Genomic DNA, 24,514 nt, shown 5'->3' on the forward strand with positions numbered 1-24,514 from the left:
AAGCCCGCCGGTCCTTTCGGAAAATCCATGCGGTCGACCGCGATGTGCGCTGCGCCGGCCACGATGCTACGCCGTCTTCCGCGCGGCCGGCGGGTTGACCTCGGCCAGGAGGCGCTCGGCCAGCGCGCGCTTGGCCTCGGCGTCCATCTTCTTGATCTCGTTGGAAAGAACACGCTCGTTGATGGAGGTGTTCCAGTAGTCCAATGATTCGAAGCCGAGCAGCGAGGCCTTGCCGACGAACTGGCGCAGCACTTCATTGGTGGGGCCCATGACCCAGCCCGCCTTGGCATCCCGCAGGTAGCGTTCGATCTGCAGTTCCGGCTTGTAGCCGGTGCCGCCGCAGGCATGCAGCATCTTGTCCGAGACGTGGGCCACGTTCTTGGCCGCCGCGAACTTGATCTGCCAGAGCCAGTGCAGCAGCCCTGCGCGCGGCAGATGGGTCACGTTGTCCTTGTGGATTGACCAGTCGTTGTTGCCGGTGGCCTCGTCGAGGGCTTTCGCGATCATAAAGTCCATCGAGCGTACCACATTGGTATCGATGATGGCCTCGCCCACATAGTCCTGAATGGTGGGATAGTCGGCCACGCGCATGCCGACGTCCTTGTGGGTCTTCTTGGTCGTATGCGCCTTCGCGATGTCGATCATGCCCATGGCGATGCCGTTCCAGCACGCCGAGGAGCAAAGCAGGAAATAGGGGTCCACCACTTCGTCGTTCGACCGGGCACCGTCGCCAACCGGACCCACGAGCCGGTTCCGCGGCACGATCCTGTCGATCTCGAGCGGGCCGGACTGGTTGCCGCGCAGCCCGAGGCCGTTCCAGTTCGCCGGATCGTAACTCGCCTCGTCGCCCATGATCAGGAAGCAGGAGAGATCGGCATAGTTGCCGTTGAAGTTCGGCGACGTCGTCTGGACGATGTACCAGTCGGCAAAGCCGCCGGACGTGGTCCACGATGCCCTCTTCTTGACGTGCCAGCCATCCTTCGTCTCCTCGGCGCCCGAGGAGATCGGATACCAGAAATGCGATCCCGTCTCCGGGTCCGAATAGGAAAGCGTGCCGACCAGGCAGTCCTTGTCGAGGCGGCGGAGAATGTCTTTGAGGGCGACGTTGTCGTGGTGCCGCAGCAAGGCAGCGGCCACTGCGCCCGTATGCATGGTGTAGCACATTGCCGTGGAGGCGCAGCCGTAGCGGGCGATCGTTTCCACGACCATGGCGGCGCAGACATGGTTTTCGCCGAGGCCGCCAAGTTCCTTGGGCACGATCAACCCGAGGAAACCATGCTTCGCGAGGATCTGGAAATTCTTGCGGGGATATACGCGGTTGCGATCGCTCTCGATGGCGTTGATGCGCAGTTCCGTGCGGCAAAGCTCGATCAGCTTGGCCTGCAAAGCCTTCTGGCGCTCGGTAAGGACCCATTGCAGGTCCCACTCGAAGCCGAGGCCCCAGAACGGCTCTCCGCCCCACATCTTGGCTGCCGACATCATCGCTTTCCCTGGCCTGGTCCCGGGGCTTTCTGGACGCGCCCGTTGATCGGCGAAGTTTCCAGACAAGAAACAAGTTTGTCCAGCAGGAAATTTTCGCAGGCCGGTATTCTTTTTGGGCCGATGGTACAACTCTGGCGTGCATGGGCTATGCATATGGCCATAATGCCTAAAAAATAAGCAATATTTCTCTGGTGATGGGCTTTTTCGCCAAAAACTAGGAGTTGACGCTTCCTCTCAGTATGTCAATCTTCACTCATAGGAAAAAAGAAAGACGGCAGGTAAAGTCGAGAGCCGTTCCGATCGCTCACGACTTGCCTTCGCGCACCATCCTGTGAAGTCGGTCTGTCCGGGGAACCATAATGACAACAACAACCAACATCGCAACCAGCGCGGAAGCCGAAGGCCAGCTTCTGCGCCATATCGATTGGCGAGGCGCATTCTGGGTCGCCAGCGGCGTGCCGGCCCTCGTGCTTTTCTCCATCGGCGGCATCGCCGGCACGACGGGAACACTTGCCTTCCTGATCTGGACCGCGTCCATGATCATGGGCTTCATCCAATCCTTCACCTATGCGGAGATCGCAGGCCTGTTCCCGAACAAGTCGGGCGGCGCGTCGGTCTACGGCGCCACGGCCTGGCTGCGTTATTCCAAGTTCATCGCGCCCCTCTCTGTCTGGTGCAACTGGTTTGCCTGGTCGCCGGTGCTCTCGCTCGGGTGCTCGATCGCAGCCGCTTATATCCTCAACGCTTTCTTCCCCATCCCGGTCTTCACGGAGACCTCGCCTGAGGTGGTGGCCTATATCGCCGCCCATGTCGGCACGGCACCGGCGGATGCCATAACGGCCGTGACGGCCGCGGCGACGCCGGCAATCCGCAACTGGACGCTGTTCAGCCACACGCTCGGTCCGGTTGGCTTCTCCCTCAACGCCGTGTTCTTCATCGGCGCCATCCTGATGCTGATCACCTTCGCGATCCAGCATCGCGGCATTCTCGGCACGGCCAACATGCAGAAGTATATCGGCCTGCTGGTGATCGTTCCGATGCTGATCGTCGGCGTCGTGCCGATCATCACGGGCCAGATCAACTGGGCCAATTATTCGCCGCTGGTGCCGCTTGCCACGGCCTACGCGCCGGATCCGGGCCATTGGAACATCGCGGGCTGGACCCTGGTGCTCGGTGGCATGTTCATCGCGGCCTGGTCGACCTACGGCTTCGAGACCGCCGTATGCTACACCAGCGAATTCAAGGATCCTGGCACGGACACCTTCAAGGCGATCTTCTACTCAGGCCTGCTCTGCATGCTGCTCTACATCCTGGTTCCCTTCACCTTCCAGGGCGTGCTGGGCCTGAACGGCATGCTGGCGACACCGATCGTCGACGGTTCGGGCGTGGCGGCGGCGATGGCGCAGATGGTGCATGGCGGCGCCTTCGTCACCAACCTCCTGGTCATGCTGATGATCCTGGCGCTGATGCTGGCGATCATGACGGCCATGGCCGGCTCCTCGCGCACCCTCTACCAAGGCTCGGTGGATGGCTGGCTGCCGCGTTATCTCAGCCATGTCAACTCGCATGGCGCGCCAACCCGCGCCATGTGGACCGATCTCGTCTGCAACCTGATCGTGCTCGCCATTGCCTCGACGGATGCGACCAGCTTCTTCTTCATCCTGGCCGTCTCGAATTGCGGTTATATCATCTTCAATTTCCTGAACCTCAATGCGGGCTGGATCCATCGTATCGACAACGGACACATCGACAGGCCCTGGAAGGCGCCCACCTTCATCATCGCCCTCGGTGCCATCTTCGCCTATGTCAATGCTGTCTTCATGGGCGCCGGCGCCAAGGTGTGGAACCCGATGGCGCTGTGGGCGGGCCTGATCTTTGCCGCGCTGATCATCCCGGTGTTCTGCTACCGGCACTTCATCCAGGATGGCGGCAAGTTTCCCGATCACATGCTCGATGACCTCGGCCTCAAGGCCGCGGACCTCAAGGACAAGAAAGCGGGCGCGCTGCCCTATCTCACGCTGGTCGCGGGCCTCGTCGTCGTGCTGCTGGCGAACTGGTACTTCCAGATGTGAAGAAGCCGGTTGCGGGAACTTCATCCCCGCAACCAGCCCAGCTTGCAGGGTACCGGGGGTCCGTATGCATCCTCCCGAGGGGGCGTATCCATGGCTTCCGGCTCTTCGACCGGTAGGCCCAGCGCGAAGTGGCGGTCTCCGACCGCCATTTCATCGTGTCAGGGCAGCGTCACCCGCGCCACCGCGTAGGCACCGAGCTTGAGAGGCCCGCCGCCCAGAGCCCCGGCCTCCGCGAAGATCTCCTTCCCCGCCACGGCATCCGCAAACTTCGTATCGTCGAGGATCGCGATCTTCGCGCCGTCCGCCCCCTGCAGCGCCACCTCCTGCGCTGTCGGCGTCAGGTTGGCGAGCCAGAGCACGGTGCCCTTGCCCTCGCGGCGATAGGCGAAGGCTTCCACGGCGCTCTTCCTGTCCGAGTCCGCATCCACCAGGGCGGCGCCGCTGTCGGCGGCGAGCGCGGCCATGACATGAAATGCGGGATAGAACACCCCGTTCGCCTGGGTTTCGAAGAAGGGGGCGGAGGCCGCGAGTCTGCGGTGGATGAAGCCGAACGGGCCGGTCGGCGCACCCATGGCGAGGGCGTCGACGCCGCCGCGCGCGCAGGCAGCGGCATAGGCGACCGTGTAGGCGGCATTGAACTGACTGCGCTGGCGCGGGTCGAGACGCGAGAGGCAGGTGCGCCGGTTGTCCGGATTCGGCGTGGTCGCGTTGCCATAGGGGTTCTCGCGGCAGCCGATCGTACTGGGGCCGACATGATAGGGCATCTCGCCCATGAACGCCTTGGTGGAGAGGAAGATATAGGGCAGCGCCTCCAGCGTCTCCATGACTGAACGGTCGTCGGCGGCATGCACGATGGGGCAGGTCGTGTGGGTGACGAAATCGAGCAGGGCGGCCGGCGGCCGCTTGCGGTTGAGTTCGGTGAAGTAGGTTGCCATGCCGCCGCCAAGCCGGATGCCCGGGAAGGCCTCGCGTGCGGCGCCGAGGATCGCCTCGAAAGTCGGCATCTCGGGCCAGGGAGAGCCCGGCAGCACCGACTTCATGTCCTGGGCCGGGAAGATCTCGACCGCCGCCGGCTTCAACCCCGATTCCCTGACTGCCTCGGCGACCGGCTTCAGGTCGGCCGCCGGATCCATGCTGCCAGGCGTAACGATTTCCAGCGTCACCGGCGCTCCGAGCGCCTCGGAAAGCTTGCGATATGCCTGCATTTCCGCGAGGCCGTCGCCGCGCCGGCAGTCGACTTCGCAGATCAGGAACCTGGCGCCGAGCCTGTTGAGCCGCTCGACTTCCTGGAGGGCGTGCGGCGCTTCTTCCGCCGGAACGCCGATGCCGATGACCGGCAGCTTGCCGCTGCCTTCGCCTCCGAGCGTGACGTTCACCGCCCCGGTATTCGCCTGCGTCGAAGCGGCCGGCGCCGCGCCGCTGACGGAAAGCCTGACCGCCTGGGTGATCGGCTCGCCCTGCTTCAAGATGTAGGGCCATGGCCGGGCAAGGGGACGTACATAGGTCTTGTAGGAGGCGTCCGACCAGTTGCGTTGGTCCTCCATTTCGAAGGTGTCGCCTGTCATCGTGCAGGTGACCCAGGTGCCTGGCGTCACCTCATGCGAGAGCGAGCGTATGTCGAGGAACGGCTGCATCGGATCGATGCGGTCCGGAAAAGCGGACGTCTCGTCCGGGCTGTCGACATGTTGCACCTTCACCGGACGTCCGGCTACGCCGACAAGCGGGTGCAGAACGATGAAGCCCGTGCGGTTGGTTAGCACGTCCGTGTGGGGATGGGCGGTGACCTCGAAATCGAGCGATCCATCGGCGGTACCCGAAATACGGGTGTCGTAGACCAGCTTGCGCTTCGCGTCCTCGCAGGTGGCGCGGTAGGAAACGCTGAAGCCGCCACCATCCTCGCGCACGGAAAGATCGTCGATCTGCGGTGACAGTGTTCCCCAGTTCTCGTCGCGCAGCAGGAAGGCGATGGCGCGAATCATCTCGACGCCGCCGAAGCGAATGGAGCGTAGCGCGCCGCCATCCAGTTCAGCCGAGAGCACGCCGGCCTTCAGCAGGCGGGTTTCCGGCGCCGCTTCCTCGGTACCGTATAGGCGGATGGCGAGACTGGGTTCGGACATCGTCACAATGCTTTCTCCGTTGCGGCGTCGAACAATGACGCGCGATTGAGGTTGATGTCGAGCGGGATCCTTTCACCCGGCCGACTGACATCGTGAGCCTGCAGTTCGGCCAGGACTGGCGTGCCGCCGAGGCGTAGCGTGGCGAAGCTGCGCGAGCCGGTCGGCTGCAGGAGTTCGATTTCCGCATCGATCCGCACATGACCCGGGGCGGGGGCCGATGTGCCAGCGCGGCTCATGTGTTCGGGACGGATGCCGACCAGGACGGGCATTCCATCCGGGGCATCGACCGGCAGGCGTCCGACGGGAAGCGGCAGGCCGTCGACCGGGCCGGCAAGCCGGACGACCTCGCCCCCTTCGCGGCGCACGAGCGTGCCCGGCACGAAACTCATCTGCGGCGAGCCGAGGAAGCCGGCGACGAAACGCGAGGCCGGCTTCTCGAAAAGGTCAAGGGGCGCGCCGGTCTGTTCGATGATTCCGTCGCGCATCAGCACGATGCGGTCAGCCAGGGTCATCGCCTCGATCTGGTCGTGCGTGACATAGATCATGGTGGTCTTGATATCCTGATGCAGTCGTTTGATCTCGCCCCGCATCTCCTCGCGCAGTTGGGCGTCGAGATTGGACAGCGGTTCATCGAACAGGAAAATCCGCGGATTACGCACGATGGCGCGGCCGATGGCGACACGCTGGCGCTGCCCGCCGGAGAGTTGGCGCGGATAGCGGCCCAGCAGCGGCGTGATCCCCAGCATGGCGGCAGCCCGGCCGACGCGCGCCTCGATCTCGGGGGCCGGCATCTTCCGGGCACGCAGGCCGAAGCCGATATTTTCCGCCACCTTCATGTGCGGATAGAGCGCGTAGTCCTGGAACACCATCGCGACGTCGCGGTCCCGCGGGCGCATGTCGTTGACCACCTCGCCGCCGATGGCGATCTGCCCGTCGGAAATGTCCTCGAGGCCGGCAATCATGCGCAGCAGCGTGGACTTACCGCAGCCGGACGGGCCGACCAGTACGGTGAATTCGCCATCGGCGATGGCAAGATCGATGCCTTTGACGGCGTGATAGGCGCCATACCTCTTGTGCAGGCCGCTGATCAGAACATCAGCCATGAGTCCTCCGGCGCAGGTCTTGCTTTGAAAATCCAGTGGGGCGAGGGGCGGCAGGCCTTGAGAGAGACGGTGGAGCGACCTTGAAGTCCTCTCGCGCCGCCCGCGCGAAGAGGATGGACGCGAGGTGCCGCGCCGATCTCTCGGGCCTTGCATTCGAAACAGGGACCATTCCTCACCCTCTCACCGCTCCCAGGGTCAATCCGCGTACGAGGTGTTTCTGCGCCAATACGCCCAGCAGGATCGAAGGCACCAGCGAGACGATAGCAAGGGCGCTCGCCTCGCCATATTGCGCGCCCTGGAAGCCCAGGAAGGCGCGGAATACCGTGGGCAGCGTGAAGGCGTTGCGGCTGGTCAGGATCAGCGCGAAGAAGAACTCGGTCCAGCAGGCGATGAAGGCGAACACGGCCGCAGCCACGATCCCTGGCGCCGAGAGCGGCACCGCAACGCGCCAGAAGGCCTGCCACCTGGTACAGCCATCGACCAGCGCCGCGTCCTCCATGGACCGAGGCAGGCCGCGAAAATAGGCAAACATCATCCACACCGTCACCGGCAGCGTGAAGACGGTATAGGCGACGATCAGGCCGAGATGCGTGTCGTGCAGGCCGAAGCCGCGATAGATCAGGAAGATCGGCAGCACCACGGCGATGGGCGGAAGGAAGCGTTGCGAGAGCACCCAGAAGGAAAGGTGCTTTCCGCCCGTGCCGAAGCGCGCCAGGCTATAGGCCATCATGGTGCCGAACAGCGCCGAGAGCGCGGTCGCCGCCACCGAGATAACCAGGCTGTTGATCAGGCCCTGCATGCCGCGATAGGCGAAGAGCGCCGCCGTGTAGTGGACGATCGTCGGCTCCTTCGGAAACCAGACCGGCGGCACGGCCAGGTAGTCGTCGCTCGGCTTGATCGAGGTGATAAACATCCAGTAGAGCGGCGCCAGCACGAAGAGAAGGAACAGGCCGACGAATATCATGCGGCCGGCCATGCCCTTGCGGCGCCATTTCGGCATCGAATTCGCCATCACGCTTCCTCCGTCTTCAGAAGGCGTCTCACGAGCAGGCTCACCACGGCCGCGGTGAAGATCAGGAAGATCCAGGCTCCCGCTGTTGCCTGCCCGATGTGAAACTGGGTGAAGCCGACTGTGTAGAGATAGAAGGAGGAGGTGTAGGTCTTCGTGCCCGGCCCGCCTCCCGTCATAATGAAGATGGTATCGAACAGCTTGATCGCGTCGAGCAGGCGGAAGGTGATCGCGAGCAGGATCATCGGCGCGAGTTGGGGCAGGGTGATCGCCCGGAAGGCGAGCCAGCTGTCGACGCCATCGAGTTCGGCCGCTTCATACTGATTGGCGGGGATCGCGGTGAGCCCCGCCAGCAGGATGACGAACATGAAGGGCGTCCACTGCCAGACGTCCGCGATGACGAGCGACATGTAGAGCCACGGCGTCTCGGTGAGCCAGGAAATGGTGACATCGTGGCCGAGGAGCGTGGAAAGCACATAGTTGGTCGGCCCGAAGGGTCGCTGGAGCATCAGCGCCCAGGCCTGGCCGACGATTACGGGACTGATGAAAAGAGGGATGATCAGGATCGACATGATGAGGCCGCGCCCGGGAAAGCTGCGCACCATGGCGAGCGCCAGAGCCAGGCCGAGACCGAACTCGACGATCACGTTGACGGCCGAGAGCCCGACCGTCAGGATCAGCGACCATCGCGCCACGGGGTCGAACACCACTTGCGAGAAGTTCTTCAGCCCGACGAAGGCATGGCCGGGGATCTGGAAATCGTAGTTGACGAAGGCGACCCAGATCGAGAACAGCAGCGGATATACCGACAGCGCCAGGATCAGCAGCACGGCCGGCGCCACAAGCAGCCATTTGAAATGCCGGTCGCTCCATTCGGAGAGACGCACGAGAGCGCTCGCCGGCGTGCGAGTGGGCGGGAGGGAGCGGGCCGTCTGCATCATCCGAGCCACCTGGACGAGAGAAACGCTGGGACCCCCCGCCGATCCGGGAGGTCGCGCACGAAGATATGCGTCGGGGGCGAAGAGGGGGACCGCAGCCGGCACCCCCTCCAAACCTTGTTATGGCTTCCCCGGCGAGAGAGGGCGCAAGCCGCTCGCCAACTCGCTCAATCCATCTTCACCGCCATGCCCATCGATTCGACGGTATGGTCGGCCGAGGAGCCTGGCAGCTTGTTGTATTCGGCGAAGAAGGCCTTCTGGCTGTCGACGCCTAGGCGCTCGGTCGTCTGGTCCCATTCGGCGGCAGCGGTTTCCAGCGCCGTCTTGGGATCTGTGCCGGCCCACACCGACGAGCACATGCGGTCGAGCGACAGGGCATAGTCCTGCCAGCCGGGCATGATCATGTCGAGCAGGCCGACGTTGGCCGAATTGTTGAGATTGACCAGATAGTCCTTCGCATCCGGCCAGAGCGCGCGATACTCCTCCGATTTGAAGTGTGAGAGCCGATAGGGATCGCGCAGCGAATAAGGCAACATCGTCCGCGCCAGCGAGACCGGCGGCGAAGTGGCCCACTGCATGAAGAGGTATGCCGCCTCGGCGTTGGGCGAATCCGCTGTCAATGCCTTGGAATAGCCCGTGGCGTGTTCGGGGTGGCCTCCGGGAACCACCGCGTACCCGACCTTGCCGGCAACGGAGGACTGCGGGATGAAGTTGATCGCCTTGGCACTCTGAGAATAGTTGGCGGCCATGCGACCCGACGGTGGCCAGGAATAGATCATGGCGACCTTGCCCTGAAGGAATGCGGCCCAGAGCGAGACGGCATCGAGTTCGTTGTTGCCGGGGATCGAGGCCTTGTTGGCGGCGATCATGTTCTCGAGCGTCTTGATGCCGGCCGGCGAGGAAAGCTGGGCTTTCATGCTCTCATCGAAGAACACGCCCTTGTTGGCCCGGAACTGTTGCAGGAAGTCGAACTGGTTGCCGGGGCTTCCTGCCTTGCGGAAGTGGCCGGCGCCATAGACGTTGGGCTGGAGCTGATCCGTGATGAACTGGGCAACCTGCGCATAGTCCTCCCAGGTCTTGGGCACCTCCAGCGCCTTGCCGAACTTCTTCTGGTAGGCGTCCTTGAGCTTGGCGTCCTCGAAGATGTCCTTGCGATAGTAGAGGGCGAACATGTCGCCGTCGTCGAAGAAGCCCCAGGTCTTGCCCTTGTAGGTCGGGAGAGCCTTGTAGAGGGGATGATAGTCGTCGAAATCCGCCTTGTTCATATATTTGGCGATGTAGTCGTCCAGCGGGGCGATCACCCCGCCATCGGCAAGCGAGGGTGTCCAGGCGGGCTCGATGTCGAGGATGTCGTAGGCGCCCGAGGCCGCGATATGCTCCGCGATCGGCTTGGAATACTGGTCGGGATGGGAGAGTTCGACCACGTTGGACTTGATGCCGGTGAATTTCTCCCAGACGGGGCCTGAGAAATTGCGCGGATCGAGCGCCTGCAGGCCGGCCTCGTAGGTCATGTTCAGCGTGACGCCAGAATACTGCTTGGCGGCCTGTACGGCCCGATAGGCCGAGCCGTCCGCCGGCCCCTCCGTCGAAGCCTTCATGGCTGCAGCCTGGGCCTTGCCGAGCGGCGTCGAAGCGTCCGCGAGATCGATGGCGGCTTGGGCCAGGGCCTCGTCCACCCAGGCCGGCAGGGCGAGACCGGCCAGGGGAATCATACCCATCATCTGGCCGAACCGCTTGATGAAGGTTCGGCGCGTTGGCTTGCCGGCGAGGAAGGCATCCACCTCCTCAGCCAGGCCCTGCTCGAAATCACGTCTCTCACGCTCGTTCATCGTCTTGGTCCTCCCGATCGTCTCGTCCCGAGGGCGCTTCGGCCGAGACATGTCTTATGCGAAGGCGCCCGGATATCCCGGCAGTTCCGCGCTCCTGCACCGGCGGGGTGAGATGGATCCCGCCGGAATTGGCGCGGCGTCGAAGTCACTATCCCCCGAATTTCTCGCGATATTCCGCCATTCTCCGCTTCCAGGCCTCGCTTTCCAGCACTGCCCGATTGACTACGCCCCGCGGTACGCGGCCGTGCTGGACCGCGAGGACTGCAGCGACATCCGCCGCTCCATTGCCGGCAAAGCATTGATCCGTCCAGCACAATGCGTGGGGCGCCAGGATGACGTTGTCGAGCTTGAGGATGGGATCGTCGGGGTCCGGCGGCTCCTGTTCCAGCACGTCGAGCCCCGCGCCTGCGATGCGGCCCTCCTGCAATATCCTGGTAAGGGCTTTCTGGTCGACGATCGGGCCGCGCGCCGTGTTGATCAGGTAGGCGGTCGGCTTCATCAGGGATAGGCGCTCGGCATTGACGAGATGATGAGTCTCGGGCGTCAATGGGCAGCTCACAGATATGATGTCGGCGCGCCGGAAGACATCCTCCAGCCCGACGAGTTCTATGCCGAGTCCCGCCGCCATGGCCTTGTCGGCATAGGGGTCGTAGGCGATGAACCTCATGTCGAAGGGCTTCAGCAGCCTGAACAGCTCGGCTCCGATATTACCGATGCCGAGGGAGCCGATGGTGCGGCCCACGAGGCCGACGCCCATGTGCTCCGAGCGCTTCGCGAAGCCCTCGGACGCCTGGCGCGTCAGCTTGTCCTTGACCATCAGCTTCCCCGTGAGGGCCAGCATCAGGGTGATGATGGAGACGGCGACGGGCCGGCGCACGCCGTCCGGCGTAATCGCGAGGGCGATGCCGGCGCGGGTGCAGGCATCGACATCCACCGTGTCGTAGCCGACGCCGAAGCGCGCCACCACGGCGAGGCGCCCGCTTGCGGGAACACTGTCGGCGTTGAAGCGATGGGTGAGAAGGATGAGGGCGTCGAAATTCTCCAGTTGTTCGGCACGCAGGGGATTGGCGACCTCCAGGAATTCCATCTCGACGCCGGGAGCGTTCCTGAGGGGCTCGAGATCGAAGTCGGGATAGGTCGGCGAGCCGTCGGCCTTTCTGAAGTCCCCGGAAATGGCAACGCGGAAAGGTGTGGGCATGGTTCTAGCTCCGCTTGCTGCTCGTCCCCTCGCGAAGGCGGGTCATCGCCTCCGCAAGTGCGGCTTGAAGCACCCACGCGTCGCCGGAATAGCAAATGAAATCAAAACCCTCGCTGACGAGATGGATGCCGGTTTCGACATTGGGCACAAGGCGGCCGAGCGACTTGCCGTGCTTCTTGCAGGCCGCATGAGTACGGGCGATCGCGTCCCTGAACGCCGGATGCTCGAACTCGCCGGGAATGCCCAACGACACGGACAGGTCGAAATGACCGACCCAGAGACAATCGACGCCGTCGATCGATGCCAGTTCGTCGGCATTGTCGACGCCCTCGGCCGTTTCGATCTGGCAGAAGAAGGTCGAGCGCTTGTTGGCTGCTGCGAACTTCGCGGCGACAGAACCGGGCGCGTAGCGGTCATGCGCCACCTGCAAGGCCACGCCGCGCCCGCCCTGGGGATGGTACTTCATCGAGTTGAGGATATGGCGGACCTCCGCGGCGTTGTTGACCATCGGTAGCATCAGGCCCTCCGCGCCCATATCCATGGCGCGGGCGATATGATGATATTCCTTAGACGGAACGCGCACGATGGCGGGCAGGGCGGCTGCCTCGAAGTAGCGGACGACGCTCTTCACGGTCTCGAAATGGAAGCCCGAATGCTCGAGGTCGAACAGCACGAAGTCGCAACCGGCCGATTTGAGGATGTGGCCGATGCCGGGTGTCGCAAATTCCACGATGAAATGCCCGAATTTCGGCGCCCGGGTTTGCGCCATGGCTTTGAGGCCGTGGTCCGTCATTCGATTTCCTCCAAAAATGTCTTCGCCCGTTTACCGGGCCTGCATTCTCGAAATCAGTTTGCTTGCCGCGATTATTCGTCGGCAAACCAATCGATCCCTGTCGCGACGAGGCGCGGCGGTTGTTCCGCTCGCGATTTCAAAGTCTTCTTGGACGTCAGGACGAGCCTTCGCAGACGAGGCTCCCCGTCGTCACCTTCTTGCTGGCAACCATTTCAGCGCTCTCGGCATCGAAGGCGAGGAAATGCCGGGTCTTCATGTGGGCGTCGAAGGCCGCCCGGTCGTCATAGATCTCGTACAGCGTGATCCTGTCGGTCTCGTCGTCGGGCTCGACCACGTCGAAGCGCCGGCAGCCGGGCTCCTGCTGGACGGAGAGCCGCGCATTGAGGTCGACCAGGGGACGGAAGGAGCGGAGTGTGCCGGGCCTGAGGCGGAAGTCGACCATGACGACATAGCCACTCATTGCCGGCCCTCCACGATATCAGTGTAGCGCTGCGCGACATATTCGAGGTGGTCCCGCATCGCCTTCTCGGCCCGGTCCGGATCGCGAGCCGCCACGGCCTCGTAGATGGCGCGATGGGCCTCGAAGACGGTCTTGTAGATAGCCGCGTCCCGGGCCGGTGCCAGCGTGGTCTGGCGCTGCTCGAGCAGCCAGTCGGCAAGGGCGGCGTGGATGGCGGTGAAGATGGGATTGCCTGGAATGACGGCCAGCACATAGTGGAAGGCGACATCCGTCTCGCGGAAACGCTTGAGATCGCCGATCGCGGCTTCGTTCCGGTCCAGCGCCGTCTTGAAATCGGCGAGATCCTCCTCCGTGGCGAACAGGGCCGCGAACCGGGCGAGTCCCGTTTCGAAGAAGATACGGGCGTTCTGGAAATCCTGCACCCCGCCCGGTGCGGCCAGCATATGGCGGGCCGTACCCGACAGAGCGCCGATCACGAACTCCGGGGTCGGCCTGGTTACGCGCGCACGTTCGCCGGAACGGATCTGTACCAGGCCCATCTTGCGCAGGTGGAACAAGGCCTCGCGCACGGCCGGTCGCCCGACCCCGTAGTGGCGCATGAGGTCCCGCTCGGAGGGAAGAAGATCGGATGGCGCATACTGGCCCTCCTGGATCAGGCGCTCCAGGTCATCCGCCACTTCCTCGTAGAGCTTGCGCCGCTTTATCGTTGCATGGGGCATTCTTGGTATACCTATGATACCAGGCATGGGCACGCTAATCTGAGGAGAGAAACGAGTCAAAGGAATTGCATGCTGCGCTGCGGGAGCTGTCGCCAGCGCGCGTCCCAAGCACGGAGGAGCGATTGCCGATCACCCTCTTCCTTGTCCGCAAACGCATCTTTTCCAGGATGCCGATCACACCGCTTCAGCAGGCTCAAGTGGCTTGAGATCGACGCTCCGATCCGGCGCCCACGTAGAAAGGTCTCAGTCCGTTTCCGCTAACGCGCCGTCGATGGTGCGCCCAATCGCATCGAGCATCGCCGTGTCGTCGCCGGCCATGCCGTCCATGTCGGCCATGCGGGCGATGACGGTGGCGGCGATCCTCTCCTCCACCGTGTTCTCGGCATAGGCGTAGTAGATCACCGCATGCTGGCCGTCGCGATGGCAGCGCCCTTCGATCTGCTGGAGCTGGATGGCGCTGTGGCGCATGTCATGGATGATGAGGGAGCGTTCGCGCTCCCCGCCCGCCATTTCGCCCCGATGCAGGGAGATCGCCTCCGTGACGGTGAAGACGACGGTATCGAGCGCTCCGCTCTGGAAGGCGATGCGTACGGCCTCGTTCTTTTCGCCGGTCTGCGTGCCGTTGATCTCGCCGACGCGCCAGCCATGTCCCTTCAGTTTTTCGGCAAGCAGGGCGCTGGTTTCCAGGAAGGCGACGGAGACGGCGACCTGCTGGCCGTTCCCGATCAGATCGTCTGTGAAATCGGCCGTGCCGGCGATGCGCAGCAGGCTGCCCTTCTGCCGAAAGCGCAGATCGGCCGCCCAGCCGGCGGCACGTCGGGTGGAGCCACCGAGCAGGCCGATCTCCTTTCGGAATTCACGCCAGGTGGCTTCATAGAGGCGGCGGTTGTCGGCATCCAGGGCCGTCGGCGTGACCTCGCGCTGCACTTCCGGCCATCCAGCGATTTCCTCGGGCCGGCGGCGCAGACCGATGGCCGCCGGCCCCTTGTAGAGCAGATCCGACATCGTCCTGCGATCCTGCTCGTTTGCCTCCCACGACCAGTTCTTCCAGCGCCCCTTGGCGCGACCGATCCTCAAGCGTTTCATCAAGGCGCGGAAGGCATCGAGATCGCCTCCCTTCTCTCCGGTCGCAGCAGAAAGCAGCCGCGCCAGATAGGAGAGTTCATGCGGCGCCTGGCCCGCCGTGGCGCTCATGTAGAGCGTGAAGCTTGCCGCGGCGGCCATCTGCCGGCAGATGAGGCCCTGCTGTGAATTTGGGTTGCGGATGCGATGGCTTTCGTCGATCACGACGAGCGGCCAGGTCCGCCTGGGAGTGCCGAGCTTGGCGAGTTCATTGTTCTTGGCGCGCGTCGAGCGCTTGGAACTGACGGCCGGCGGCGCCATCAGCGACTTGGTCTTCTCGAAATTCATCACGGTGACGGATTTCGGCTTCAGCCCGGAGCGCGCCATGGTGCTGCGCCATTGCGGGATGGCCCCCTTGGGGCAGATCACCAGCACATCTTGCTCCGGCATGGCAGAAAGAGCCAGCCATGCGGAGAGCGTCTTTCCCAGGCCGGTCAGGTCGCCGAGCAGGAAGCCGGGCCTGCCTGCCGCCCGCGCCGCAAGGATGGCATCGCGGGCCCGAAGCTGATGGAGGCGAGGAACCAGAAGGGAGACGCTGCTCACTCCTTCTCCCGGAAGTAGGGCTCCACCTTGCCCTTGAGCTTGATCGTCAGGGGGTCGCCATTCCGATCCTTGGCATTGCCGGCCGCGACGCGGATCCAGCCTTCGCTGACGCAGTATTCCTCGACATTGTTCTTCTCGGCGCCATTGAAACGGATGCCGATGCCGCGTTCCATCAAGGCTTCGTCGTAGAACGGGCTCTTCGGGTTGGCGGCGAGGCGGTCGGGCAGGGTGTCGGTCATCGTAGGTACTTTCGAGACGATAGGGTAAGCCGCACTTACCCCCAAGCGCTGCCGATGCCAATGGATTCCGTGTTTTTTCAGCTGTCGAAAGCGCTCTTCTTTCTGCAAATCAGGTGCATGCCCCGGCAATGCCGGTTAAGCAGGGCGTTTCATGAGTCGAGCACAGGAGCGCAGCGATGGACAATCTTCCCCTCAAGAAGGCGAAGCTGCTGACGGAGATCGTCACCATCCAGAAGCAGGCGAAGGTACAGGCGGTGCAGAAGAACCGCGGCGCTCACTATGAGCGTCAGATCCGCGAGGCGGAAGAGCGCGTCGCCAAGCTGCGGGAGGAAATCGCGGCAATCGATGCAGAGCTGGCTGCCAGGAAGGGGTGATCAAGAAAGGGGGAAGCCGGTCGCGTGACAACGATAGGGGCGGGCATGCGTCAAAGAGTTGCAATAATTGCAGAGCTTTTTGTCAATTTGATAAAAATTGAGGCAAAATAGCGAAAATTAGCCGAGAGCCATGCGGATTATGCGTCACTGCGTTGCAGCATAGGTTATTGCAATGCAACATAATCGTGCCAAACTATCTTCAACAGAAGGAGTTTCACCATGATTTTCGCCGGCCTCATCGCCCACATCAAGGATCACCTGGCCAAGCGCGCCGAATTCCGTCGCCTGGTTGCCGAGATCAACACCCTTTCCAACAGCGATCTCGTTGATCTGCGCGCCGATCGCTCCGAAATGATCCGCTATGCCCATCAGCAGATCTACGGCAAGGTTGCCTGACCCGATAAGCCTGACACGACAAACCCGGCTATCGTCGAAACAAGAAAGCGCGCTGCTTCCTACCGGAAGCGGCGCGCTTCGTCTTTGTGGATATGTCCTGCGCGGCGCCGTCGATTGCGTCGGTCCCGGGAAGCTTATTCGGCGGCGGCCTTGGTGGCGACGCTCGCCTCGGCGGCTTCCTGGGCCTTGAGGGCTTCGGGATGCGGCATTGAGATGATGTTGTAGCCGGAATCGACGAAATGCACCTCGCCCGTCACCCCCGATGACAGATCGGAGAGCAGATAGAGCGCGGAACCGCCGACTTCCTCGATGCTGACGGTGCGGCGAAGAGGGGCGTGGGCGCGCTGATAGTTGAACATCAGCCGGGCATCGGTGATGCCGGCCCCGGCGAGCGTGCGGATCGGCCCTGCCGAGATCGCGTTGACGCGGACGCCCTGAGGACCGAAATCCGAGGCGAGGTAGCGCACCGAGGCTTCCAGGGCGGCCTTGGCGACACCCATGACGTTATAGTTCGGCATCACACGGGTGGAGCCGCCATAGGTCAGCGTGATGATCGAGCCACCATCATGCATCAGATCGGCCGCGCGCTTGGCTATCTCCGTGAAGGAGAAGCAGGAGATCACCATCGTCTTGGTGAAGTTCTCCCGCGTCGTGTCGGCGTAACGGCCCTTGAGCTCGTTCTTGTCGGAATAGGCGATGGCGTGGACGAGGAAGTCGATCTTGCCCCATTCCCTCGCGAGGGTGCTGAATACCTCGTCGACGGAGGAGACATCCTCCACGTCACAGGGCACCAGCAGGTTCGAGCCGAGGCTGTTGGCCAATGGCTCCACGCGCTTGCGAAGGGCTTCGCCCTGATAGGTGAAGGCCAACTGGGCGCCGTGGTCGGCAAGGTTCTTGGCAATGCCCCAGGCGATCGAATGATCATTGGCCACGCCCATGATCAGACCGCGCTTGCCTTGCATAAGCCCCAACATGGCGTGCAACTCCAAATCCTGATCTTCAGTTGTTGGGTGCTATCGGACTTGAATCGGCAGACCGCACCGCATTTCCGCCTCTTTACCACGTTTCGATAAGGCGTCCGGCGATTTGCAGGCCTCGCCGATCACTTTATCTGTCTCTTTGTTACGCGATATCGGCCGAAAAGCGGCTTCTACGGCTATTTTCAGGCGTCGAGACGCTTGAAAATCAGAGCCGCGTTCGTGCCGCCAAATCCGAAGGAATTCGACAGGACATGGCTGAGCTTGGCATCGTCGATTCGCTTGCGCACGATCGGCATGTCAGCAAAGGCCGGATCCAACTCCTCGATATGCGCGCTTTCGCAGATGAAGCCATTATTCATCATGAGAAGTGAATAAATTGCTTCCTGCACGCCGGTGGCGCCCTGCGAATGTCCGGTGAGGGCCTTGGTCGCCGCGATGGGCGGGCACTTGTCACCGGAACCGAACACCTTGCGGATGGCCTCGATCTCGGGCGGGTCGCCGGCCGGCGTCGAGGTCGCATGCGGATTGATGTAGTCGATCGGAGCCTTGACGTTGGCAATGGCCATGCGCATGCAGCGCTCGGCGCCTTCGCCCGAAGGGGCGACCATGTCGTGTCCGTCGGAGGTGGCGCCGTAGCCGGCGACCTCGCCATAGATGCGGGCGCCGCGGGCCTTCGCGTGCTCGAGTTCCTCGAGGACCAGCACGCCCGCGCCGGCCGAAATGACGAAGCCGTCGCGGTTCTTGTCATAGGGGCGCGAGGCCGTGGACGGGGTGTCGTTATATTTGGAGGACATGGCGCCCATGCCGTCGAACAGCACCGCCAGCGTCCAGTCGAGTTCCTCGCAGCCGCCGGCGAACATCACGTCCTGCTTGCCGTAGAGGATCTGCTCATAGGCATTGCCGATGCAGTGATTCGACGTCGCGCAGGCCGATGAGATCGAGTAGTTGACGCCCTTGATCTTGAACCAGGTCGATAGCGTGGCGGAAGCGGTCGAAGACATCGCCTTGGGCACCGCGAAGGGCCCGACCTTCTTCGAGCTGCCCGACTCGCGCGCCTTGTCGGCTGCCTCGACGATCGTGCGGGTGGACGGACCGCCCGATCCCATGATGATGCCGGTACGTTCGTTCGAGACTTCGTTCTGCTCGAGGCCGGAGTCGAGGATCGCCTGATCCATCGCGACATGATTCCAGGCCGTGCCGCCGCCGTGGAAGCGCATGGCACGCCTGTCGACAACGGAAGCCGCGTCGAGAGTGGGAGCGCCGTATACCTGGGAGCGGAAGCCATGCTGAGCGAACTGCTCGGCTCGCGTGATACCGGACCGGGCTTCGTGCAGGCTGGAGAGGACCTCCTGCGTCGAATTGCCGATGGAAGACACGATTCCCATGCCGGTAACGACGACACGTCTCATGGCGATCCCTTCTCGTTTCGTGTCCGGATCCGCGGCGCTTCGGCGAGCGCGCGACGGTCGGCCACGGAATGCCAGTACAACCGGGACGTGGCACAGGCCCGCCCCCGATCACTCACTACCAGGCGTTGCGCCGATCCCCGCACCAAGCAGGCCAGACGCCGCACCGATTTCATGTCAAAGCACATTGTTCAGGGCAAGCCAATTCCAGTCCCGCCCAAAAATGCGTCAGATCGACGTGAAATAAAATCCTCCATCGCAGTCGTCCCGGCACCATTTCGCCTCCGAGCTCTCGCCGGGAGCGCGATGGGGTCCGGGAAACCGGCGGTGGCCGGCGCCACTCGTCAGGCCTGGAACAGGCCGACGCGCAGATCCTTGGCCTCATAGATGGTGGTGCCATCCGCCTTTAGCCAGCCGTCGGCTATGCCGAGGATCAATTTTCCTTTGAAGACGCGCTTGAAATCGACGCCGTACTCGACGTTCTTGACGGTCGGCAGCACCTGGTTGGTGAACTTGACCTCACCGACGCCGAGCGCCCGGCCGCGGCCCGGCTGACCGAGCCAGCCGAGGAAGAAGCCCGTCATCTGCCACAGGGCGTCGAGGCCCAGGCAACCCGGCATGACGGGGTCGCCCTGGAAATGGCAGGAGAAGAACCAAAGGTCCGGCTTGACGGCGAGCGTGGCGCGCACATGGCCCTTGCCGTTTGGTCCGCCGGTCTCGGAGATTTCCGAGATGCGATCGAACATCAGCATCGGGGGGAGAGGCAATTGCGCATTGCCGGGGCCGAACATCTCGCCGCGCCCGCAGGCGAGGAGATCTTCATACTCAAAGCTCGAACGGCGTTCCGCCATTGCGTCTCAGTCCTTATCGACCAGTCAAAACCCGTGGCCAAGCGCTTGCGCCGCCGGGCCACGGCCTCCCCTTAACATAGCATTCACCGAACAGGGAAGCCGTGGGAGGGATGGGCAAGAGGGATGTACGGTTAATATTGCGACAGAGTCGGGGAGGGAGAGCGGTGTCGGAAGACCTCATCGTCAGATCCTCATGCGCGAATGTGCGCCGTCATGGGCCAGTCTTCCGGACTCCCCCGCGAAGCCGTTCGCCATCGTCAGGTTCCGGTTTGTCCTCCGCCCCCGCGCCATCATCGATCTTGCCTCGATGTCGATGGGCCGGGGAAGTCGACGTTCTCTTCCTTGAGGCATTCGCTGGATCGGGGCATCATTCCCGCGTGAATCGGGAGCGAGCCTTCATCGCTTGCCGGGGCCGCGAATCGAAAAACTCGGCGTTATGAAGCCGATGATCAGACAAAAGGCCGCCGAAAGCCGGCTTAGGGAGTTCGCCTTGACCATCCTTCCCCAGGAAATCATCCGCAAAAAGCGTGACGGTGCCGCGCTGGAGCCAGCCGAAATCGAGGCCTTTGTGCACGGCCTGGTCGCAGGAAGCGTTACGCATGCCCAGGTCGCCGCCTTCGCGATGGCGGTGTATTTCCGGGGGATGGACATGGGTGAACGGATCGCCCTGACGCGTGCCATGACCCGTTCGGGCACCGTGCTCGACTGGCGCGGGCTGGGCCTGCCTGGACCGGTGGTGGACAAGCATTCCACGGGAGGCGTCGGCGACAATGTGAGCCTCATGCTCGGGCCTATCGTCGCCGCCTGCGGGGGATATGTGCCGATGATCTCGGGACGCGGCCTCGGTCATACGGGCGGCACGCTCGACAAGCTGGATTCGATCCCGGGCTATGCGACGCAGCCGGACCTCGACCTGTTCCGCAAGGTGGTCAAGGAGGCAGGCGTTGCGATCATCGGCCAGACCGCCGACCTCGCTCCCGCCGACAAGACCGTCTATGCGATCCGCGACGTGACCGCCACGGTGGAATCGATCGCCCTGATCACGGCCTCGATCCTCTCGAAGAAGCTCGCCGCCGGCCTGCAGGCGCTGGTTATGGATGTGAAGACCGGCTCGGGCGCCTTCATGCCGACCCTTGAGGATTCGCGGGAACTGGCCCGGTCGATCGCGACGGTTGCCACGGGCGCCGGCCTGCCGACCGTCGCGCTGATCACGGCGAAGGACCAGCCCCTGGCGAGCGCCGCCGGCAATGCCGTGGAGGTGCGCAATGCCGTCGAGTTCCTCACCGGCGCCCGCCGCGATACGCGTCTTCGGGAAGTGACGCTTTCCCTGTGTGCCGAGATGCTGGTGTTGGGCGGTCTGGCAGACGGCATCAGAGAGGCGAGGGCCAAGGTCGAGTACGCATTGGACAGCGGCGCGGCCACGGAGCATTTTTCCCGCATGGTCGCCTCCCTCGGGGGACCCGCCGATTTCGTCGAACGTCACGAGCGCTATCTCAAGGTGGCGCCGATAGCGGTGCCGGTCTTCGCGAACGAGGCCGGACGCGTCGCCGAAATAAACACCCGTGCCGTGGGCCTTGCCGTCGTGGTGCTCGGCGGTGGGCGCACTCGGCCGCAGGACGCCGTCGATCATGCGGTCGGCCTCACGGAACTGGCGGAACTGGGCGATGAAGTCGGAGGCGACAGGCCGATCGGCTTCGTCCATGCCCGCAGTGAGGAGGCGGCGAAGAGGGCGGCGGAGGCCTTGGCCGCAGCCTATCGCATCGGCGAGGGGCATGCGCCGTTGCCGCCCGTACTCGAGCGTATTGCGGGGGCCTGAGATATGGCGCGTGCCTTCATCCTGGTGATGGATTCCTTCGGCATTGGCTCCGCCGACGATGCGGCCCGCTACGGCGATGCCGGCGCGAATACGCTAGGCCACATCGCTTCGGCCTGTGCCGCTGCCAGGCCTGGGGAAGATGGGAAGCGTTCGGGCCCGCTCCGGCTGCCGGTTCTATCGGGCCTCGGCCTCGGCAAGGCCGCTGAAGCCGCCTCGGGAGACCTTCCACCCGGTCTCGAAACGGAGCCCGTCCACGGCCTCTGGGGCTATGCCGCCGAAGTCTCCAATGGCAAGGACACGCCTTCCGGCCATTGGGAGATCGCCGGCTATCCCGTGCCGTTCGACTGGGGGTATTTTCCGCAGGGACAGCCATGTTTCCCGCGCGATCTGGTCGCGGCGATCGTGAAGGAAGCCGGGCTGCCGGGCGTGCTCGGCGAGAAGCACGCCTCCGGCACGCAGGTCATCGCCGAACTTGGCGCCGAAAGCGTCAGGACCGGCAAGCCGATCTTCTACACCTCCGCCGACAGCGTGCTGCAGATCGCCGCCCATGAGGAGGCTTTCGGGCTGGAGCGCCTGCTCGATCTCTGCCGGATCGCCCGGCGCCATGTCGATGCGCTCAATATCGGCCGGGTGATCGCGCGGCCCTTCGTCGGCGACGAAACCTCCGGCTACACGCGCACGGCGAACCGGCGTGATTTCGCGGTGCCTCCGCCGGCCGACACGCTGCTCGATGCGATGGAGAAGGCCGGGCGCACCGTCGTCACCATCGGCAAGATCGGCGACATCTTCGCCCATCGCGGCACGGGAGAGAACATCAAGGGTCCGGACAACGATGCCTTGATCGACCGTACGCTCGAGGCCATGCATCGCCTGCCGGAAGGCGGATTCCTCTTTGCCAACTATGTCGACTTCGACACGCTCTTCGGCCATCGACGCGACATCCCGGGTTATGCGGGGGCGCTGGAGGCCTTCGACCGGCGCCTGCCGGAAATCCTGTCGCAGCTGCGTGCGGACGACTTGCTCATCATCACCGCCGACCATGGCTGCGACCCGTCCTGGACCGGCACCGACCATACGCGCGAATTCGTGCCGGTCCTCGCCCGGCTCGGCGAGCGCCGGGGCTCCATCGGCCGCCGTGAGACCTTCGCCGACATGGCGGCAAGCGTGGCCGAACATCTCGGGCTGGCCTGGCGGGGGGCGGGGCAGTCGTTCCTGGCCGGAAGCGCAGACGTCCGTAGGCCCTGACATTGCGAGGCGCGGTACGCGGACCCGAGAGTGGCCCTCACCGATCGCCATCTTCTCCCTGTCCGCGAAAGGTGTCGTTTCCAAAGTTGCCGACCTGTGAACGGCAATCCATTCCGGCACGCCAGCCTGCCGGTTTTGCCGACGGACAGTCGGTCCGAGCTTCTGCTCACACCTTCTCAACCATGATTCCAGACGGCTTCCCGATTTCGGTTCCCGTTAACGCCCCGGCATCAACCGCCCTTCCATCCTGACGCCCGACTTCGTTGAGTTGAGCAGTTTCATGATCGAGCGTATGCACATGGTATTGAAGGGCGGTATGGCGGCCGAGGACAAGGCACAGTTCTGGGTGGGACTGGCGCTGGCCGTGGCAACCGTGCTCCTGCTGTTTGCAAGCTTTCTCGATCTGGTGATGATCTGATCGGGCGCCTCGGGGCTATCCCAGATTCTCCGGCCCGAAGCTCTCCGGCAGCAATTCCTCCAGCGTGAAGCTGCGCCTTGTGCCCTCCGGCCCGGCGACATGGATCGGCGTGCCGGGCGCAGCGAATTCGCGGATGCGCTGGCGGCAGCCGCCGCAGGGCGTGGTGAGGCCGGGAGCGTCGGGATGGGCATCCGTCCAGCCCAGAACGAGGATTTCCGCGATCGCCGTCTCTCCGCTTGCCACCATCAGCGAGATCGCCCCGCCTTCGGCGCAGGCGCCGACCGGATAGGCCGCATTCTCGACGTTGCAGCCGGCGTAGATCTTTCCTGAGCGCCCACGGATGGCCGCCCCGACCTTGAAGCGGGAATAGGGCGCGTGCGCCTGGTCGCGCACGGCCCTCGCAGCTTCGAAGAGTTCGTCGAGGGAGGCCATCACCGCTCCTTGAGATAGGGAATGCCGGCCGCCTTGGGCGGGTTGGCGGCCCCGACGAAGCCGGCCAGCATGAAGACGGTAAGGATGAAGGGCAGCGAGGAGATCAACTCCGAGGGCACCAGCATGCCGCCGATCATGAAACCCGATCCCATGCGGATCGAGATGGCGTCCAGGAGCCCGAACAGCAGGCACGCACCGAGCGCCGGCCAGGGCCGCCATTTGGCGAAGATGAGTGCCGCCAGCCCCATATAGCCGCGTCCGCCCGTCATGTTGGTGACGAAGGCGGCCGAATCGGCGGTGGAGAGATAGGCGCCCGCCACGCCGGTGAGCAGGCCGCAGATCAGCACGGCGCGGTAGCGCAGCCATGCAACGGAGATGCCGGCGGTGTCGACCGCTTGCGGATTCTCGCCCACCGCCCGCAGGCGCAGGCCGAAACGGGTCCTGTAGAGCACCCAGGCTGTCACCGGCACGCACAGGAAGGCAAAATAGACCAGGATCGAATGGCCGGAGAGCACTTCGGAATAGATCTGGCCGATCACCGGGGTGCCCTCGAGGGCCTTCGCGCCGGGCAGTTCGATCGGCTGGAAGCGCGCGGCACCGGAAACGTCGGGCGTGCGGCCGCCCTGACCGTACCAGGCATTGCCGATGAAGGCGGTGATGCCGAGGGCCAGGATGTTGATGGCGACACCCGAGACGATCTGATTGCCCCGGTAGCGAATCGAGGCAACGCCATGGAGCAGCGAGAACAGGATCGATACGATGATGGCAGCGACGAGCCCGAGCCAGGCGGAGCCGTAGGTCGCTGCGGTGACGGCGGCGGCAAAGGCACCGACCAGCATCTTGCCCTCGAGGCCGATGTCCACGATGCCCGAGCGCTCCGAATAGAGGCCAGCGAGGCAGCAAAGCAGATAGGGTGTCGAGATGCGGACCGCCGCCGCCGCGACGCTGGCGAGCATGATCACGGTATCCATG

At 63.8% G+C, this 24,514-nt stretch carries 23 protein-coding genes; 6 read left to right on the plus strand and 17 right to left on the minus strand.

Annotated elements, in window-relative coordinates; all coding sequences use genetic code 11:
• Positions 1–66: 66 nt before the first annotated feature.
• Positions 67–1,482, minus strand: a complete 1,416-nt coding sequence (locus AC6H34_RS15180; protein WP_497539305.1) for an acyl-CoA dehydrogenase family protein — start codon at positions 1,480–1,482, stop codon at positions 67–69.
• Positions 1,483–1,841: 359 nt separating this feature from the next.
• Between AC6H34_RS15180 and AC6H34_RS15185 the strand changes: the two genes are divergently transcribed.
• Positions 1,842–3,554 (plus strand): trimethylamine N-oxide permease, encoded by a 1,713-nt coding sequence (locus AC6H34_RS15185; protein WP_448149162.1) that lies wholly within the window; start codon positions 1,842–1,844, stop codon positions 3,552–3,554.
• Between the two features lie 158 nt (positions 3,555–3,712).
• On the opposite strand, the gene AC6H34_RS15190 is transcribed toward AC6H34_RS15185, so the two are convergent.
• The 11 genes from AC6H34_RS15190 to AC6H34_RS15240 form a co-directional block, all read right to left on the minus strand.
• Positions 3,713–5,671, minus strand: a complete 1,959-nt coding sequence (locus AC6H34_RS15190; protein ID WP_497539306.1) for a D-apionate lactonase family protein — start codon at positions 5,669–5,671, stop codon at positions 3,713–3,715.
• Between the two features lie 2 nt (positions 5,672–5,673).
• Positions 5,674–6,774, minus strand: a complete 1,101-nt coding sequence (locus tag AC6H34_RS15195) for an ABC transporter ATP-binding protein (RefSeq protein ID WP_497539307.1) — start codon at positions 6,772–6,774, stop codon at positions 5,674–5,676.
• A gap of 172 nt (positions 6,775–6,946) precedes the next feature.
• Entirely contained in the window at positions 6,947–7,786 is an 840-nt protein-coding gene (locus tag AC6H34_RS15200) for a carbohydrate ABC transporter permease (RefSeq protein WP_448149159.1), read from the minus strand.
• Positions 7,786–8,724 (minus strand): carbohydrate ABC transporter permease, encoded by a 939-nt coding sequence (locus tag AC6H34_RS15205; RefSeq protein WP_448149158.1) that lies wholly within the window; start codon positions 8,722–8,724, stop codon positions 7,786–7,788. Before AC6H34_RS15205 ends, AC6H34_RS15200 begins: the two co-directional genes overlap by 1 nt.
• A 164-nt stretch (positions 8,725–8,888) precedes the next feature.
• Complete coding sequence (locus tag AC6H34_RS15210; RefSeq protein WP_448149157.1) at positions 8,889–10,550, minus strand: extracellular solute-binding protein; 1,662 nt, start codon at positions 10,548–10,550, stop codon at positions 8,889–8,891.
• A 148-nt stretch (positions 10,551–10,698) separates the two neighbouring features.
• Positions 10,699–11,748 (minus strand): NAD(P)-dependent oxidoreductase, encoded by a 1,050-nt coding sequence (locus AC6H34_RS15215; RefSeq protein ID WP_497539308.1) that lies wholly within the window; start codon positions 11,746–11,748, stop codon positions 10,699–10,701.
• A gap of 4 nt (positions 11,749–11,752) precedes the next feature.
• A complete protein-coding gene (locus AC6H34_RS15220; protein ID WP_497539309.1) occupies positions 11,753–12,541 on the minus strand; it encodes an HpcH/HpaI aldolase family protein in 789 nt (262 codons plus the stop codon).
• A 154-nt stretch (positions 12,542–12,695) separates the two neighbouring features.
• Complete coding sequence (locus AC6H34_RS15225) at positions 12,696–13,001, minus strand: putative quinol monooxygenase (RefSeq protein ID WP_497539310.1); 306 nt, start codon at positions 12,999–13,001, stop codon at positions 12,696–12,698.
• The gene (gene nanR / locus AC6H34_RS15230; RefSeq protein ID WP_497539311.1) at positions 12,998–13,720 is read right to left on the minus strand and encodes a transcriptional regulator NanR; all 723 of its coding nucleotides are present in this window, start codon (positions 13,718–13,720) and stop codon (positions 12,998–13,000) included. Before nanR ends, AC6H34_RS15225 begins: the two co-directional genes overlap by 4 nt.
• A 243-nt stretch (positions 13,721–13,963) precedes the next feature.
• Positions 13,964–15,385: a DEAD/DEAH box helicase family protein gene (locus tag AC6H34_RS15235; protein ID WP_497539312.1), complete on the minus strand. Its 1,422-nt coding sequence runs from the start codon at positions 15,383–15,385 to the stop codon at positions 13,964–13,966.
• A complete protein-coding gene (locus AC6H34_RS15240; protein WP_497539313.1) occupies positions 15,382–15,624 on the minus strand; it encodes a DUF3297 family protein in 243 nt (80 codons plus the stop codon). The genes AC6H34_RS15235 and AC6H34_RS15240 overlap by 4 nt, the downstream gene beginning before the upstream one ends.
• 176 nt (positions 15,625–15,800) lie before the next feature.
• Between AC6H34_RS15240 and AC6H34_RS15245 the strand changes: the two genes are divergently transcribed.
• Entirely contained in the window at positions 15,801–15,998 is a 198-nt protein-coding gene (locus tag AC6H34_RS15245; RefSeq protein ID WP_448149150.1) for a hypothetical protein, read from the plus strand.
• A gap of 219 nt (positions 15,999–16,217) precedes the next feature.
• On the plus strand, positions 16,218–16,394 hold the full coding sequence (locus AC6H34_RS15250) for a hypothetical protein (protein WP_448149149.1): 177 nt from the start codon (positions 16,218–16,220) through the stop codon (positions 16,392–16,394).
• Positions 16,395–16,528: 134 nt separating this feature from the next.
• Here AC6H34_RS15250 and fabI read toward each other — a convergent pair whose 3' ends face one another.
• The 3 genes from fabI to fabA form a co-directional block, all read right to left on the minus strand.
• Complete coding sequence (gene fabI, locus AC6H34_RS15255; RefSeq protein ID WP_448149148.1) at positions 16,529–17,368, minus strand: enoyl-ACP reductase FabI; 840 nt, start codon at positions 17,366–17,368, stop codon at positions 16,529–16,531.
• A 188-nt stretch (positions 17,369–17,556) separates the two neighbouring features.
• On the minus strand, positions 17,557–18,783 hold the full coding sequence (gene fabB / locus AC6H34_RS15260; protein WP_497539314.1) for a beta-ketoacyl-ACP synthase I: 1,227 nt from the start codon (positions 18,781–18,783) through the stop codon (positions 17,557–17,559).
• Between the two features lie 341 nt (positions 18,784–19,124).
• Positions 19,125–19,631: a 3-hydroxyacyl-[acyl-carrier-protein] dehydratase FabA gene (gene fabA, locus AC6H34_RS15265; RefSeq protein WP_448149146.1), complete on the minus strand. Its 507-nt coding sequence runs from the start codon at positions 19,629–19,631 to the stop codon at positions 19,125–19,127.
• A 445-nt stretch (positions 19,632–20,076) separates the two neighbouring features.
• On the opposite strand from fabA, the gene deoA reads away from it, so the two are divergent.
• From deoA to AC6H34_RS15280, 3 genes are all read left to right on the plus strand, one after another.
• The gene (deoA, locus tag AC6H34_RS15270; protein ID WP_497539315.1) at positions 20,077–21,447 is read left to right on the plus strand and encodes a thymidine phosphorylase; all 1,371 of its coding nucleotides are present in this window, start codon (positions 20,077–20,079) and stop codon (positions 21,445–21,447) included.
• 3 nt (positions 21,448–21,450) lie between these two features.
• On the plus strand, positions 21,451–22,692 hold the full coding sequence (locus AC6H34_RS15275; protein ID WP_497539316.1) for a phosphopentomutase: 1,242 nt from the start codon (positions 21,451–21,453) through the stop codon (positions 22,690–22,692).
• A gap of 280 nt (positions 22,693–22,972) precedes the next feature.
• Positions 22,973–23,110 carry a hypothetical protein gene (locus AC6H34_RS15280; protein ID WP_448149143.1) on the plus strand — a complete coding sequence of 46 codons (138 nt, stop codon included), beginning with the start codon at positions 22,973–22,975 and terminating at the stop codon, positions 23,108–23,110.
• Positions 23,111–23,125: 15 nt separating this feature from the next.
• Here the strand turns inward: AC6H34_RS15280 and AC6H34_RS15285 are convergent, their stop codons facing one another.
• Complete coding sequence (locus AC6H34_RS15285; protein WP_497539317.1) at positions 23,126–23,542, minus strand: cytidine deaminase; 417 nt, start codon at positions 23,540–23,542, stop codon at positions 23,126–23,128.
• Positions 23,542–24,513, minus strand: a complete 972-nt coding sequence (locus tag AC6H34_RS15290) for an ABC transporter permease (RefSeq protein WP_448149141.1) — start codon at positions 24,511–24,513, stop codon at positions 23,542–23,544. Before AC6H34_RS15290 ends, AC6H34_RS15285 begins: the two co-directional genes overlap by 1 nt.
• Between the last annotated feature and the right edge of the window lies 1 nt (position 24,514).

Source organism: Labrys sp. ALF-8 (assembly GCF_059699065.1).

Excerpts from the sequence above, each read along its gene's own strand:
- AC6H34_RS15180 (WP_497539305.1), bottom strand. The coding sequence starts at position 1,482 with ATGATGTCGGCAGCCAAGATGTGGGGCGGAGAGCCGTTCTGGGGCCTC.
- AC6H34_RS15185 (WP_448149162.1), top strand. The coding sequence starts at position 1,842 with ATGACAACAACAACCAACATCGCAACCAGCGCGGAAGCCGAAGGCCAG.
- AC6H34_RS15190 (WP_497539306.1), bottom strand. The coding sequence starts at position 5,671 with ATGTCCGAACCCAGTCTCGCCATCCGCCTATACGGTACCGAGGAAGCG.
- AC6H34_RS15195 (WP_497539307.1), bottom strand. The coding sequence starts at position 6,774 with ATGGCTGATGTTCTGATCAGCGGCCTGCACAAGAGGTATGGCGCCTAT.
- AC6H34_RS15200 (WP_448149159.1), bottom strand. The coding sequence starts at position 7,786 with ATGGCGAATTCGATGCCGAAATGGCGCCGCAAGGGCATGGCCGGCCGC.
- AC6H34_RS15205 (WP_448149158.1), bottom strand. The coding sequence starts at position 8,724 with ATGATGCAGACGGCCCGCTCCCTCCCGCCCACTCGCACGCCGGCGAGC.
- AC6H34_RS15210 (WP_448149157.1), bottom strand. The coding sequence starts at position 10,550 with ATGAACGAGCGTGAGAGACGTGATTTCGAGCAGGGCCTGGCTGAGGAG.
- AC6H34_RS15215 (WP_497539308.1), bottom strand. The coding sequence starts at position 11,748 with ATGCCCACACCTTTCCGCGTTGCCATTTCCGGGGACTTCAGAAAGGCC.
- AC6H34_RS15220 (WP_497539309.1), bottom strand. The coding sequence starts at position 12,541 with ATGACGGACCACGGCCTCAAAGCCATGGCGCAAACCCGGGCGCCGAAA.
- AC6H34_RS15225 (WP_497539310.1), bottom strand. The coding sequence starts at position 13,001 with ATGAGTGGCTATGTCGTCATGGTCGACTTCCGCCTCAGGCCCGGCACA.
- nanR (WP_497539311.1), bottom strand. The coding sequence starts at position 13,720 with ATGCCCCATGCAACGATAAAGCGGCGCAAGCTCTACGAGGAAGTGGCG.
- AC6H34_RS15240 (WP_497539313.1), bottom strand. The coding sequence starts at position 15,624 with ATGACCGACACCCTGCCCGACCGCCTCGCCGCCAACCCGAAGAGCCCG.
- AC6H34_RS15245 (WP_448149150.1), top strand. The coding sequence starts at position 15,801 with ATGGACAATCTTCCCCTCAAGAAGGCGAAGCTGCTGACGGAGATCGTC.
- AC6H34_RS15250 (WP_448149149.1), top strand. The coding sequence starts at position 16,218 with ATGATTTTCGCCGGCCTCATCGCCCACATCAAGGATCACCTGGCCAAG.
- fabI (WP_448149148.1), bottom strand. The coding sequence starts at position 17,368 with ATGTTGGGGCTTATGCAAGGCAAGCGCGGTCTGATCATGGGCGTGGCC.
- fabB (WP_497539314.1), bottom strand. The coding sequence starts at position 18,783 with ATGAGACGTGTCGTCGTTACCGGCATGGGAATCGTGTCTTCCATCGGC.
- fabA (WP_448149146.1), bottom strand. The coding sequence starts at position 19,631 with ATGGCGGAACGCCGTTCGAGCTTTGAGTATGAAGATCTCCTCGCCTGC.
- deoA (WP_497539315.1), top strand. The coding sequence starts at position 20,077 with ATGATCAGACAAAAGGCCGCCGAAAGCCGGCTTAGGGAGTTCGCCTTG.
- AC6H34_RS15275 (WP_497539316.1), top strand. The coding sequence starts at position 21,451 with ATGGCGCGTGCCTTCATCCTGGTGATGGATTCCTTCGGCATTGGCTCC.
- AC6H34_RS15280 (WP_448149143.1), top strand. The coding sequence starts at position 22,973 with ATGATCGAGCGTATGCACATGGTATTGAAGGGCGGTATGGCGGCCGAG.
- AC6H34_RS15285 (WP_497539317.1), bottom strand. The coding sequence starts at position 23,542 with ATGGCCTCCCTCGACGAACTCTTCGAAGCTGCGAGGGCCGTGCGCGAC.
- AC6H34_RS15290 (WP_448149141.1), bottom strand. The coding sequence starts at position 24,513 with ATGGATACCGTGATCATGCTCGCCAGCGTCGCGGCGGCGGCGGTCCGC.